Origin of the sequence: Vibrio vulnificus CMCP6 (assembly GCF_000039765.1) — a bacterium.
GTDB lineage: Bacteria > Pseudomonadota > Gammaproteobacteria > Enterobacterales > Vibrionaceae > Vibrio > Vibrio vulnificus_B.
The window spans coordinates 201,709-215,018 of record NC_004460.2; the positions used below are offsets into that span (position 1 = coordinate 201,709).

General features: G+C 45.7%; 11 protein-coding genes and 1 pseudogene. 6 read left to right on the forward strand and 6 right to left on the reverse strand.

All coding sequences use genetic code 11. From position 1 onward, the window contains the following. The first annotated feature begins 37 nt into the window (after positions 1 to 37). Both VV1_RS16045 and VV1_RS16050 read left to right on the forward strand, forming a co-directional pair. Positions 38 to 442 (forward strand): DUF6088 family protein, encoded by a 405-nt coding sequence (locus VV1_RS16045; RefSeq protein ID WP_011081161.1) that lies wholly within the window; start codon positions 38 to 40, stop codon positions 440 to 442. Between the two features lies 1 nt (position 443). Continuing rightward, positions 444 to 923 (forward strand): annotated as a pseudogene (locus VV1_RS16050) (nucleotidyl transferase AbiEii/AbiGii toxin family protein); the annotation flags it as partial. A 388-nt stretch (positions 924 to 1,311) separates the two neighbouring features. On the opposite strand, the gene VV1_RS16060 reads toward VV1_RS16050, so the two are convergent. Both VV1_RS16060 and VV1_RS25550 read right to left on the reverse strand, forming a co-directional pair. Further along, complete coding sequence (locus VV1_RS16060) at positions 1,312 to 3,180, reverse strand: deoxycytidylate deaminase (protein WP_011081164.1); 1,869 nt, start codon at positions 3,178 to 3,180, stop codon at positions 1,312 to 1,314. Between the two features lie 359 nt (positions 3,181 to 3,539). Further along, on the reverse strand, positions 3,540 to 3,716 hold the full coding sequence (locus tag VV1_RS25550; protein WP_130239415.1) for a GIY-YIG nuclease family protein: 177 nt from the start codon (positions 3,714 to 3,716) through the stop codon (positions 3,540 to 3,542). On the opposite strand from VV1_RS25550, the gene VV1_RS16065 reads away from it, so the two are divergent. Continuing rightward, the gene (locus VV1_RS16065) at positions 3,689 to 4,021 is read left to right on the forward strand and encodes a hypothetical protein (RefSeq protein ID WP_011081165.1); all 333 of its coding nucleotides are present in this window, start codon (positions 3,689 to 3,691) and stop codon (positions 4,019 to 4,021) included. The genes VV1_RS25550 and VV1_RS16065 overlap by 28 nt on opposite strands. A 106-nt stretch (positions 4,022 to 4,127) precedes the next feature. On the opposite strand, the gene gcvP is transcribed toward VV1_RS16065, so the two are convergent. The 3 genes from gcvP to VV1_RS16080 all read right to left on the reverse strand — a co-directional run bounded on the left by gcvP (position 4,128) and on the right by VV1_RS16080 (position 8,815). After that, positions 4,128 to 6,992 (reverse strand): aminomethyl-transferring glycine dehydrogenase, encoded by a 2,865-nt coding sequence (gene gcvP, locus VV1_RS16070; protein ID WP_011081166.1) that lies wholly within the window; start codon positions 6,990 to 6,992, stop codon positions 4,128 to 4,130. A 104-nt stretch (positions 6,993 to 7,096) separates the two neighbouring features. Further along, positions 7,097 to 7,477, reverse strand: coding sequence for a glycine cleavage system protein GcvH (gene gcvH / locus VV1_RS16075; protein ID WP_011081167.1), 381 nt, complete (start codon positions 7,475 to 7,477; stop codon positions 7,097 to 7,099). 42 nt (positions 7,478 to 7,519) lie between these two features. Next, a complete protein-coding gene (locus VV1_RS16080; RefSeq protein ID WP_011081168.1) occupies positions 7,520 to 8,815 on the reverse strand; it encodes a serine hydroxymethyltransferase in 1,296 nt (431 codons plus the stop codon). Positions 8,816 to 9,198: 383 nt separating this feature from the next. Between VV1_RS16080 and VV1_RS16085 the strand changes: the two genes are divergently transcribed. The 3 genes from VV1_RS16085 to VV1_RS16095 all read left to right on the forward strand — a co-directional run bounded on the left by VV1_RS16085 (position 9,199) and on the right by VV1_RS16095 (position 12,426). Beyond that, complete coding sequence (locus VV1_RS16085) at positions 9,199 to 9,822, forward strand: helix-turn-helix domain-containing protein (RefSeq protein ID WP_011081169.1); 624 nt, start codon at positions 9,199 to 9,201, stop codon at positions 9,820 to 9,822. Between the two features lie 289 nt (positions 9,823 to 10,111). Next, a complete protein-coding gene (gcvT, locus tag VV1_RS16090; protein ID WP_043921124.1) occupies positions 10,112 to 11,245 on the forward strand; it encodes a glycine cleavage system aminomethyltransferase GcvT in 1,134 nt (377 codons plus the stop codon). Positions 11,246 to 11,331: 86 nt separating this feature from the next. After that, complete coding sequence (locus VV1_RS16095; protein ID WP_011081171.1) at positions 11,332 to 12,426, forward strand: S1 family peptidase; 1,095 nt, start codon at positions 11,332 to 11,334, stop codon at positions 12,424 to 12,426. Here the strand turns inward: VV1_RS16095 and VV1_RS16100 are convergent. Continuing rightward, positions 12,416 to 13,141 (reverse strand): TetR/AcrR family transcriptional regulator, encoded by a 726-nt coding sequence (locus tag VV1_RS16100; RefSeq protein ID WP_011081172.1) that lies wholly within the window; start codon positions 13,139 to 13,141, stop codon positions 12,416 to 12,418. The genes VV1_RS16095 and VV1_RS16100 overlap by 11 nt on opposite strands. Positions 13,142 to 13,310: the final 169 nt, after the last annotated feature.

Genomic DNA, 13,310 nt, shown 5'->3' on the forward strand with positions numbered 1-13,310 from the left:
CAGCTATACTGCGGTTATTGTACGTAAGGAGGTTCAAATGACAGCAGTAGACCGCATTTATCAAAAGATAAAGCGTTCAAGACGTTATGTATTTGAACGCAAAGACTTTGACGGATTTGCAAGTTACGACCAAATAGGTCGGGCATTGAGGCAGCTTGTACAGCAAGGGGAGCTAATGAAGCTTGGCTATGGTTTGTATACCAAAGCAAGAATCAATAGCCTCACTGGTAAGCCTATGCCTACCAATCCAGGTGGTACCGATGCTCTTGTGCGTGAAATTCTTAAAATGAAAGGCGTTGATTTTGAAATGGATAGTCTATCGCAACAAAGTCTTTCAGGTGCGAGTACCCAAATTCCATCCTCTGTTCACTATTCATGGAACCCAAAACAGTTTAATCGCAAACTGGTGGTTGGTAGCCGTGTGCTGAACTTGCCAAGTTAGTATGAACGCACTAAAACAACAATTTCTTGAGGTTTCCGACGCGCTTGAGCTCGGAAATCCTGCCATCATTGAAAAAGATTTCTGGGTCGTCGCCTTACTTGCCGAGCTAGCAAAAGTTTCTCCTGAATATCATCAAATGGTCTTTTCCGGCGGCACGGCGTTGGCGAAATCAAACGTTAAAATTCTAAGAATGTCGGAAGATGTGGATATAAAACTCATCCCCAACCAAGCGTTTGATGAACTGAGTCGAGCAAAAAAGAAAGGCGTTAGAAAGGCATGGGTTAACGAGATTGAACAGGCGATCATTCATTCAGAACGATTTACCGTTGAAACGCGATCTGTGCGAGATGAGTACCGTTACGTTGAGTTTGAACTCAGATATCCGCAACAGTTTAGTTAAGCGCCCTGTCTTCGGCCCATTATTAAGTTAGAGTTAATCGAAACTATTCCATTACTCAATACTAGTGCATGGTCTTCTCAACGCACCTCAACTACATGATTGGCTCGTTGACCGCCACAATGATGCAGTAACTCGCAGAATTTTTATTGCGGCTTTGATGCCGCAATAAGCTCTACTTGTACTAACTTAAATCATTTCACTGTTACGCATATGAAATCGTTCTTGAAAACGGTGGATATTTTTCAGTAGCGTCTTTGATTGTAAATGTCCGAACCAAATTCCCTTCTAAGTCATACTCTTCGTATGTTTCGTAGTCGGTATCAAGTCTTCCTTTGTCCTTTGATTCAGACTTTATGAGCCTGTACTCGTGGTCAGGATTTAGTCGAAGTTCCTTTATGTATTCATCATTCATTTTGCAGTCCTCGGATTTAAGAGATCTATGCCTAGTGACACGTTAAATACTTGAATGTTATTTAGCAGGATCTTGTAATGTTTTCTGATGTGATTTTTGAACTGTACCTAATTGATTTTTAAGTTTCTCCAACTCTTTTTCTAGGGCTTTAGCCTTGTGTTCTAAGGAATTAGCCTTAAGTATCAGCTCTTTATTTTCTTCTACTAATATCTTTTTCTGGTTTGGGACATTTAGTTGCAGGCCTATTTCTAGTTCGTCTTTGTAAGGGATGATCGGCTCGAATAATTGCTGATAGGCTCTACCTATAGCCCCTGAGAAAAGCTTCAGTTTAGGCGTATCGACACCACAATTAATTATGTGGTCATTTGCCACGCCAGGGTATGGATCTATGAAGATTACACTATCAATTTTCAACTGATACGCTTTTTTTGCGCAGAGTTCACATGGGCTAGCTGTAGTGTATAAATATCCATGTTTTACTGGCATCCCACCATACTTAGATACTTGAAGAAAAGCGTTCTCTTCGGCATGAAGAGCTCTTGTATGAACTTGGTTTTTTTCTCCATCGATAGAGTTTTTAATGTCTTTAAAGCAGTAGGACACTGGTTTTCCACGGAATGATTTGTTGATGGATTCGGTAAATGAATAAATGTTTCCGAGGCTTGTTCTGAACTTAGTGTTTTCTCGTTCAAAAAGGCTAAATGCAGACTCGTCTTCATTAGTCAATAAGTCTTCCGCTCTTCGTAAATTACATGGGGTTTGACCTTGAGCCACATTGTTCCAACCAACAGCTTTAATTGACTTGTCTGAATCTGTAACTACAGCGCCAACTTGGCGAGAAAGACAACCTGAGTTTAGTTTTGCATTGTAAGCAATCTGCATGCAGCGCTCATCTTGAGAAGGCGTAACTAGGCCTGGATGCATTATCAGAGATATATACTTAATGAGTTGCCGTTTGAGGGATTTCAACTTGTAGTTGTCATCTGGGTTGTAGAGATGGATGTCTGAAATTTCAATACACCTTTGGAGGTCTAGAGACCAAAAACGATCTTCACCTTTCAATGAATCAGGGTTTTCTCTTGAATCAATGGCCTTAATATCTTCCTTGGAAATGCTTGATTCTGATAGTAACCTGTTGATTCGCTTGTCATTTTCAGTGGTTACTGAAAGCAAATAGAACGCAGAGTATCTTTCTCTGAAAAAAAATGCTTCGTAAGGGTTTCGGATTGCATCCAAAACTACACAGACATTTTCCCCGTCGCTCTTTGACTTATGTCTTAATACCTTGATCAGTTTGTTGACTCTTTGCGAGAACATATAGATTTTACTAGAGTCGTAATCATCTGATTCGGCAGTGCCAGACTTTCTGATGTTATTGCCTACTATCTGATAAAACTTGGTAAATGAACCTGGTTGAATTCTATGAAGGATTTTTCTTAGTTTATCTGTAAATTCGGGTAACTCATTGAAGTAAAAATCATAAATATCTTTGTTATATAGGTTGTCCTTATACTTCTCAGCATGTTTTTTAGCACTGTCTCTTTTGTTGTAATACTCGGTGTAGCATTGTTCGAGCTTTACATCTAGAGATTTACTATTTGTTCCAAGCTCTTTATCTAGCGTTGCCTTATAAAGCTCGTCAAAATCTTTAAATGGTAACTCTAATAAAAAGGTCGATACGACGTCACTCATTCTAATGTGGTGGAACTTACACCAATGTTCAGATAGGTAGTTATATACAATTCTATATTTTCTTTCTTCGTCATTAGGAAACGCTGCTTGATGCGGCTTTGGCGGGTTGAGTTCGGAGAAAGTATTGTGTTTCAGTAACTTTGAAAGAGTTGTACACCCAGAACCAGTTCTTCCAGTAAGCCCTAGTATTATGAACTTGGCGCGCTCTTTGTAGATTGTCTCTAGACCAGTCATTGTTTTAATTATCCTATCAGAATCAAACTTCTACACTTTTTCAATATCGGAAAGTGTATCGTATGCAATTAATTGTTTAACATTATACTGATTAGGGTCTTTACTCAACAAATTGCACTGTATTGGTGATGCAAAGCACAGTGACCAATATATTTGAAGGTATTTTTAAAGAAGGTCGTGATGAGCTAAGTCTGGTGATTGGAAACACGATGTGTGAATAATTCAGAAAATAACCGATTGTGTAAGCTGTAAGCTAAAAAAGGGCGTCGCGTTTTCGAGTTAACCATCAGAGCTTACTAAACCACACAAAGGCCAACCAATCGGTTCGCCTTTGCTAGTAAGTACATTGTGTCACTAAGTTATGCTGCTATCTCATTTAGCTCGTAGTTACCTTCGTAGTTTTTCATTTCTTCGAGGACTTCATCAGCGGAAACAAAGAAGAACTCTTTCCTACCATTAACAAGGTTGACTCTTTGTTCGGCAAACTTTGTGTGCAAGAATCGTTCAAATGTTGGTGCATCCTCAGTATGGAACACATCAAGGGGTTAAAGGCTTAGAGTTTGATCGTGTTATGGCAATTATGGACGATAACAGTGCAAATGGATTCCTGTTCCTCTATGAAAAACTATTTGGTGCTCAAGAGTTATCCCAGACGGATATACGAAATCAATCAGAAGGCAAAGACTCTGTTCTATCAAGAACTAGAAGGTTGTTTTATGTGATATGTAGTAGGGCAGAAAAGAGTTTAGCTATCGTTGCATATACCAAAGATCCCAAAGTTGTAAAGAGGAAGAGTTTAGAGTCTGGCTGGTTTACTCAAGATGAAATTGAAATGATGTAGTGGGGTTCTATCTACTTGTAATTTGGTGACAGTGATTTCTAGGTGATAGTGACGTGAAAAAGGCGAACCCATCGGTTCGCCTTTGATATTTCAGTTGCTACAAAAATTACTCTTCGTAGTTCTCAATGCCTGGGCATGAGCAAACTAGGTTACGGTCACCGTAGACGTTGTCTACACGGTTCACGGTTGGCCAGTATTTAGAACGCTTAGTCGCAGCAGATGGGAAGCACGCGATTTCACGTGGGTATGGGCGATCCCATTGCTCTTCCATTAGGTCTACTTGCGTGTGTGGCGCGTTAACCAGAGGGTTGTTCTCTAGTGGCCATTCACCGTTCTTCACTTTGGTCATCTCTTCGCGGATGGCGATCATCGCGTCACAGAAACGATCTAGCTCTTCCAGATCTTCCGATTCCGTTGGCTCTACCATCAGTGTGCCTGCCACAGGGAACGACATGGTTGGCGCGTGGAAACCGTAGTCCATCAAACGTTTTGCAATGTCTTCTTCGCTGATGCCTGTTTCTTCTTTCAGCGGACGAATATCGATAATACATTCGTGCGCCACGCGGCCATTGGTGCCACGGTAAAGAACAGGGTAGTGCGGGCGTAGACGCTCCATCACGTAGTTCGCGTTCAAAATCGCCACTTTGGTTGCTTCTGTTAGGCCATCTGCGCCCATCATGGCAATGTAAGCCCAAGAGATTGGCAGAATTGATGCACTGCCGAGATCCGCTGCCGAAACTGCAAACTCTTTACCTTCTACACCGTTTTCGATGTGACCAGGTAGGAAAGGTGCTAGGTGCGATTTCACACCGATAGGACCCATACCCGGACCGCCACCACCGTGTGGGATACAGAAGGTTTTGTGTAGGTTAAGGTGCGAAACGTCTGAACCGATAAAGCCCGGAGACGTTAGGCCAACCTGCGCGTTCATGTTTGCGCCATCAAGATAAACCTGACCGCCAGCCGCGTGAACCATTTCGCACACTTCTTTCACTTGCTCTTCGTAAACGCCGTGCGTTGAAGGATACGTGATCATGATACTTGATAGGTTTTCTTGGTGTTTTTCGATTTTCGCAGCAAGGTCGACAAGGTCGATGTTGCCGTTTTCATCACATTTCACCACCACCACTTTCATTGAAACCATCGCAGCCGTTGCTGGGTTGGTGCCGTGCGCGGAGCTTGGGATCAAACACACGTTGCGGTGACCTTCGCCACGGCTTTCGTGGTAACGCTGAATCGCGATAAGGCCAGCGTATTCGCCAGAAGCACCCGAGTTTGGTTGTAGTGAGAACGCATCGTAGCCAGTGATTTCACACAGCTTCGCTTTGAGATCTTCAGCCAGTGCAGTGTAACCCGCAGCTTGCTCGATAGGCGCGAATGGGTGAAGCGCACCAAACTCAGGCCAAGTTACAGGGATCATCTCTGCGGCGGCGTTGAGCTTCATGGTACAGCTGCCCAGTGGGATCATGCCGTGAGTAAGCGAGAAGTCTTTGTTTTCTAGCTGTTTTAGGTAACGCATCATCTGTGTTTCACTGTGGTGAGTGTTGAACACAGGGTGAGTGAGGAAACGGCTAGTACGACGACACGCTTCTGGAATTGCGGCAAACTCGTTGCCTGCGATGTCGGTTGAAAGTGCGTTTACGCTCTCTTTCACATCGAAAATTGCGAATAGGGCGTCGATGTCTGCCACGGTAGTGGTTTCGTCAAAGCTGATGCCGATTTGGCCGTCAAGCAGACGCAGGTTGATGTCTGCCGCTTGTGCTTTGGCGTAAAGCGCTTGAGTGTTGTCACCAGTGTTGATGGTGATGGTGTCGAAGAACGCGTTATGCGCAAGCTCGTAACCGGATTTGGTTAGGCCAGCAGCAAGAATAGCCGTCATGTGGTGAGTGCGGCGCGCGATGGTGCGGATACCTACTTCACCGTGGTACACGGCAAAGAACGATGCCATGTTGGCAAGCAGTGCCTGTGCCGTACAGATGTTCGAGGTCGCTTTCTCGCGGCGGATATGCTGCTCACGTGTTTGCATTGCCATGCGCAGTGCTTGGTTGCCTTTGGCGTCGATAGAAACACCGATCACACGGCCTGGCATGGTGCGTTTGTGCTGTTCGCGCGTTGCCATGAATGCTGCGTGTGGGCCACCGTAACCCATAGGTACGCCAAAGCGTTGTGCTGAGCCAATGACAACATCTGCACCCATTTCGCCGGCTGGCTTCACAAGTGCAGAAGCAAGGAGATCGGTAGCAACTGAAACCAGTGTCTTGTTGGCTTGTGCTTGCGTGATGACATCGGTGAGATCGCGTACTTCGCCCGTTGTGCTTGGGTATTGAAGTAGGGCACCGAACGCTTCTGTTTGTGGGAGTGAATCAACATTGCCGATCACTACGTCAAAGCCGAAGTATTTTGCGCGAGTTTTGATCACTTCAATGGTTTGTGGGTGAACATCGTCTGCCACGAAGAAGACTTTGCTCTTGCTCTTACCAGCGCGCTGGCAAAGCGTCATCGCTTCTGCTGCTGCGGTGGCTTCATCGAGTAGAGAGGCGTTTGCGATGTCCATGCCCGTTAGGTCCATCACCATTTGTTGATAGTTCAACAATGATTCCAATCGACCTTGAGAAATTTCTGGTTGGTATGGCGTGTAAGCCGTGTACCAGCCTGGGTTTTCCAGTACGTTACGCAAAATAACGTTTGGCGTGAAGGTGTTGTAGTAACCTTGGCCAATGAAAGTGCGCTTAACTTGGTTTAAATCAGCGAACTTTTTGATCGATGCCAGCATGTCTGCTTCGCTCTGTGCTTCTGCCAGTTGCATTGGCTTTTCAAGGCGAATTTGTGCTGGAACGGTTTGTGCGATCAAGGCATCTAGGCTTTCTGCGTTAATGGTAGAAAGCATTTTTTGTTGATCGGCGTGGTTTGGTCCGTTGTGGCGACCAACGAACTCGTGTTGTGTGTTGAGGCTTTGAAGTAATTCAGTCATGGTCCTTTACCTTCAAGAGAGCTGAGAAAGCGCGAACGCTAAAAACACAGCCTTGAAAAAAAGCTGCCCACGGGAGGAGGCAGCTTTATATCAAAATTCCTTTATTAATCTTCTTCGATTGAGTTTAGGTACTCTTCTGCATCTTTCAGATTATCAAGCTCTGAAGGATCAGACAGTTTCACCTTAACAATCCAACCGCCTTCGTACGGTTCCTCGTTGATTAGCTCTGGGCTATCAGAAAGCTCTTCATTCACTTCAACGACTTCACCGGTTACTGGTGCGTAGATGTCTGACGCCGCTTTTACGGATTCAACCAGTGAAAAGCTTTCACCTGCTTCGATTTCCGCTTCAAGCTCAGGTAGCTCGACGAATACCACATCACCCAGCATTTCTTGAGCGTGCTCAGAGATACCGATAGTTACAGTGCCGTCACCGTTGTCGCGAACCCACTCGTGGCTTTCTGTAAACTTCAGTGTTTTGTCCATTGCATAATCTCCAAAATATCGTATTAGGATTTAAATTTGTGGTTACTGGTAAAGTGGGAAGCGTGAACAGAGTGCTTTTACTTCTTTACGCACGCGTTGTTCTACTTCTGCGTTGCCCTCTGGGTTTTCAACTAACCCATCGAGAACATCACCAATCCAGTGACCTATTAATTTGAATTCTTCTGCGCCAAAGCCTCGGCTTGTACCCGCTGGCGTGCCCAAACGAACACCCGATGTAATCATAGGTTTTTCTGTGTCGAATGGGATGCCATTTTTGTTACATGTGATCCCCGCACGCTCTAGTGCTTCTTCTGCTTTGTTACCTTTCAATCCCTTAGGACGAAGATCAACCAGCATTAGGTGCGTGTCCGTTCCGCCAGTCACAATGTCACAACCGCGAGTTTGCAACACTTCAGCAAGAACTTTTGCGTTATCGATCACCGAATCGATATAAGTTTTGAACTCAGGGCCGAGTGCTTCGCCAAACGCCACTGCTTTCGCTGCAATCACGTGCATCAGCGGGCCGCCTTGTAGGCCAGGGAATACCGCAGAGTTGATTTTCTTAATGATTTCTTCGTGATTGGTGAGGATCATGCCGCCGCGTGGGCCGCGTAGCGTTTTGTGTGTGGTGGTGGTCACCACGTGTGCATGAGGCAGTGGGCTAGGGTGTGCGCCTGTGGCGATCAAACCCGCGATGTGCGCCATATCGACCATCAAAATCGCGCCAACTTCGTCAGCGATTTCACGGAACTTGGCAAAATCAATCACGCGAGGAATCGCGCTGCCACCAGCAATAATCATTTTTGGTTTGTGTTCTACCGCCAGTGCGCGAACATCATCGTAGTTGATTTCGAGCGTCTCTTTATCAACGCCGTATTGAACGGCGTTAAACCATTTGCCCGAAAGAGCAGGGCGTGCACCGTGAGTTAAGTGGCCACCTGCATCGAGCGACATGCCCATAATGGTGTCGCCAGGTTGCAATAGCGCCAGTTTCACCGCGCCGTTGGCTTGAGCGCCAGAGTGCGGTTGAACGTTTGCGTATTCGCAATTAAAAAGTTTTTTCGCGCGTTCGATAGCGATGGCTTCCACGGTATCAACGTGTTCACAACCACCGTAGTAACGACGACCTGGGTAACCTTCTGCGTATTTATTGGTGAGGCAGGTGCCTTGCGCTTGCATGACCGCTTTAGACACGATGTTCTCAGAAGCGATCAATTCGATTTGTTCATTTTGACGTGTAAATTCGGCTTGAATACCAGCAAAAACGGCATCATCCGTTGCAGACAAGTTAGTCGAGAAAAAGTTTTCCAAGCTGTGATTTTGGTAATGACTATTCATGGTAGATAACCTTTCAATCATCCGTCGAATCGGCGTCTTTGCTTTACGATCCGACCGTCCTTTATAACAACCGTTTGGCGCTGTTTTTGTGATTTGTTTTCACACACCAAACAGAGTGAATTCCGTCCCAAATGGGTTCAAAAGGCCGCTGAATAGCATCAAATCCATTGTCTATTTCAAGCGGAAAAAGCATCTCTTCATCTAACAAGTCGGTAACATACCCGTTGTTCAGTGAACAATCAACAAAAATTTCCTATAGGAAACAGAGATTCGGATTTTGTTAACAGGAGCACGCTTTATTTAACTTGGTGGACTTTTCTCCACTTTACGCTTCATGCACAATGTTTTGTAAACAGGAAGCGTATAAGAAACATGAGGGATTTATGTCGGAAGAATTGTATGACGAGTACCCGTCCCTGACATTAGCGAAAGAATCGCAAGAGCAAAATATCGAGCCATTGAAGCTTGGCCAACGCATTAAAGAAGTGCGCTCACGCCTCGGTATTACGCTTGAAGAAGCCAGCCAACGAACCGGTTTGGCGCGTTCAACACTGAGCAAAATCGAGAACGAACAGATTTCTCCTACCTTTCAAGCAATGCAGAAACTCGCGCACGGTTTGAAAATTGATATGCCACAACTCTTTGAACCGCCAAGAAAAAAGGTTGCAACTGGACGTCGTGATATTACGTTGGCAGGGCAAGGAAAACCACACCCAACACAAACTTACGAGCACGAACTGTTGGCCACTCAGCTGTCGAATAAAAAGATGATGCCGTTCAAAAGTGTGGTGCATGCGCGCACGTTTGAAGAGTATGGCGATTGGGTTCGTCACGATGGCGAAGAGTTCTTGCTGATCTTATCTGGCGCGGTGCAATTCTATTCTGAGTTCTATGAGCCTGTGGTTCTGAGCGAAGGGGACAGCGTCTATTACGATGCGAACATGGGGCATATGTTGGTCTCCGTTAGTGAGGAAGATGCGCACATTTTGTGGGTGACAGCAAAATAGTTTTAAAAAGATGTAAATTTCCTATAGTGAAAGCAAACGTTTGCTTTTGTTTGAAACAAGATTAGAATAGCGCCGCTCTGATGATAATTCCGTCAATGCGGCGCTTTTTTGTGGCTGCTTAATGTGATTAAATTGTTAAAAGTCACATTTTGAGCAGGACCCAGTAGGTTGAACGTGCAAATTAGCACAACACATGTTTATTATTGGAAACACAGTTTCCTTTGAGTGGAAATCTGGACAATTAATTGCTGATAGATCGCTGTGATGGGTCTAGCTAATGGAGACGAAAATGACTCAAGAACAATCAGACCAAGTACTACTTAAAACACCACTTCACGCATTGCACATTGAAGTGGGTGCGAAAATGGTGCCATTCGCTGGTTACGACATGCCAGTTCAATACCCGTTAGGTGTGAAGAAAGAACACTTGCACACGCGTGAAGCGGCAGGCCTGTTTGATGTGTCTCACATGGGGCAGCTAAGACTGCACGGTGCGGGCGCAGCAGCGTTTCTTGAGTCACTGGTTCCAGTGGATATCGCTGATTTGGGTGAAGGCAAACAGCGTTACGCGTTTTTCACCAACGAGCAGGGCGGCATTATGGACGACCTCATGGTGGCTAACCTAGGTGATCATCTGTTTGTTGTCGTCAATGCGGCATGTAAAGAGCAAGACATCAACCATCTGCAAGCACATATTCCATCAGACGTTGAACTTGAAATCATTGATGATCGCGCACTGCTTGCTATTCAAGGTCCAAAAGCGGTTGAGGTGTTGAGCCGCTTCCAACCTGCCGTGGCTGAGATGCTGTTTATGGACGTGCAAAAGCTTGAATTGCTTGGCGTAGAATGCATCATCTCTCGCAGCGGCTATACTGGAGAAGACGGCTACGAAATTTCTGTACCAGCAGACAAAGCAGAAGCGCTTGCTCGTGCATTGACCGCGGAAGAAGAAGTCGAATGGATCGGTCTTGGTGCACGTGATTCGTTACGTCTAGAGTGTGGTTTGTGTTTGTACGGTCATGATCTTGATGAAACCACCACGCCAGTAGAAGCCAGCCTATTGTGGGGCATTCAGAAAGTTCGCCGCGCAGGTGGTGAGCGTGAAGGTGGCTTCCCAGGGGCAGACATCATCCTTAAGCAGATTGAAACGAAGGATGTATCTCGCAAGCGTGTTGGTCTGGTTGGTCAAACCAAAGCACCAGTCCGTGAAGGTGCAGAGCTGTTTGATGGAGAAGGTAATAAAGTGGGTGTAGTAACCAGTGGTACCGCAGGTCCAAATGCGGGCAAGCCAGTGTCCATGGCTTACCTACGTTCAGACCTAACGGAAATCGGCACTGAAGTGTTTGCTGAAGTTCGTGGCAAACTGCTACCAATGACGGTAGAGAAAATGCCGTTTGTACCACAACGCTACTACCGTGGTTAATGAGGCGTTGAGCTAAGTTACCGCAAATACGACGTTTATTTTTGCGAATAATTGGCACCGCGCTTCTAACATAGGGGCGCGGTGTTATGTTTTCAGCACAATCTTTAGCGAAGTTTTCCTTCCTTTCTGTACTTTTCTCCGCAGCGACAATGGCGGGTGAAGTGGAAAGCCGCATCGTCAATGGCACGGTCGTTGATGTAAACCGATACGCCTCCTTTGCTAGTCTTTTCTACGATTCCCTTGAATACGATGGCGGTTACTACTCCGGTGCTTCTTGTGGAGCCACCATTCTCGATGTCGACCATGTGCTAACGGCTGCCCATTGTGTGGAAGAGTTGGGCTCATTAGCGCTGTTTCTGGTGGTGGTGCCGCAGCTTCAAGATGAAAACGACTATCCGTTTGGTAACATTCAGCGCCACCGAGTAGCGAAAATTTTCTATCCCGATAATTTCTCAAACAGTTCTTCCACGCTGTTTCCAAACGACATTGCCATTCTCAAACTCGAAACGTCGATGAATATTGATTCGGTCAATGACGTGATTAGACGTCCGCAAAATGAGGTGTACCGCAATGCCTCGGAAACTTTCTTTGCCGTAGGGCATGGAAATACGCGCTCGGGCTTTGACAGCGAATCGCAACTGCAAGAAACACCACTCACGTACATCAGTAACACCCAATGTGCCAATGTGTTTTCCGCCGGAAATTATTTGTCCAGCAAGCAGATCTGTTTTGATGGCGATTTTAGCCAAAGCAGCCAATTGAAAAACAGCACATGTCAGGGTGACTCCGGTGGGCCAGTGTATTGGGAGAACAATGGGGTGATGATGCAAGTGGGCGTGACCAGCTTTGGCCCAAATATTTGCGGTGATCCCAATTGGGCCGTAACGTCGGTGTTTACCGAAATTACCGACTACGCCGCTTGGATAGACAGTGTATTGGCAGGTAATGAAACGGCAAAAATGACCGTGACGGAACAGATGCGATTGGATTACATGAATGGCGACACGGGCAGTGTCGATGACACAGGGTCATCTGGCAACAATGAAGAGGCCCCAATGAGTTTCGGCAGTTCCTCGGGGGGCGGCGCAGTAGGGCTATGGCTGTTGATGTGCTACCTACTGCATGCCTGTTTGACTCGCGTTCGGCGGTCTATTTTTTCACGGAAGCGCTCTAAGGAGTGAGATCTTCAATTGGGCAAAACATATCGATGACGATATCGTTCAACTTCGCTGGGTGAATCATTTGCGCTTTTTCAACACCAAACTGGTTCGCCATGATGGTATTAAACAGCTCCCAATGATTGATCAGCATTTGATCACGGTTCTCTGCATCGTCAGGCCAAGTCTCTTTCATCATCGGAGCGAGTGTGATGGCACCATGAGCAAAGATCAGCATTTGCCATTTGGATTCCCATTGATCGATGGGTGTTTCTGGGTATTCCACATTGTAGTCGGCAAATAGCTTGGTAAAGATTTCAGCGAACTCGTCTTTTGATCTGAGGAAGTATTGCAGTAGGGCGTCGTCACCTTGGCGGATCGCATCGGCAATCATTTGGATTGGGTGAGGATTGACCAAAGCAAACGCGAGCATGCGCACCATAAACAGATAAATCTTTCGGTTTGATGGCATATCTTTTGGCATTTGGTTGATGAGTTCAGCCATGTAGAGTTGCAAAAACTCGTCCATACCATCACTGACGGCTTGCCAAATCTTCTCTTTGCTACCGAAGTGGTGGCGAATCAAACTGTGCGACACGCCTGCCTTCTCACTGATGTTTCGCAGAGAGATGCGCTCGTAACCCAACTCGCAGAACATATCGGCTGCTACTTTAAGGATCATGCACTTAGTTTGCTCGGCCGCTTCGGCACTTCTTCGACCTTGCTTTCTTTCAGTCATCGTTCGAGTTTTCTCAGATATCCATCAACGCGCCTATTTTTACCAGAAACGAGACAATTTGACCAATTCTTATATTGTCCACATGGAAAATATATTGATCATTTTTTGATTCTCCATATACTGCACAGCTGTATAGCAAAATAAAGAAGTGGAGAATCTCAGTGCGCAA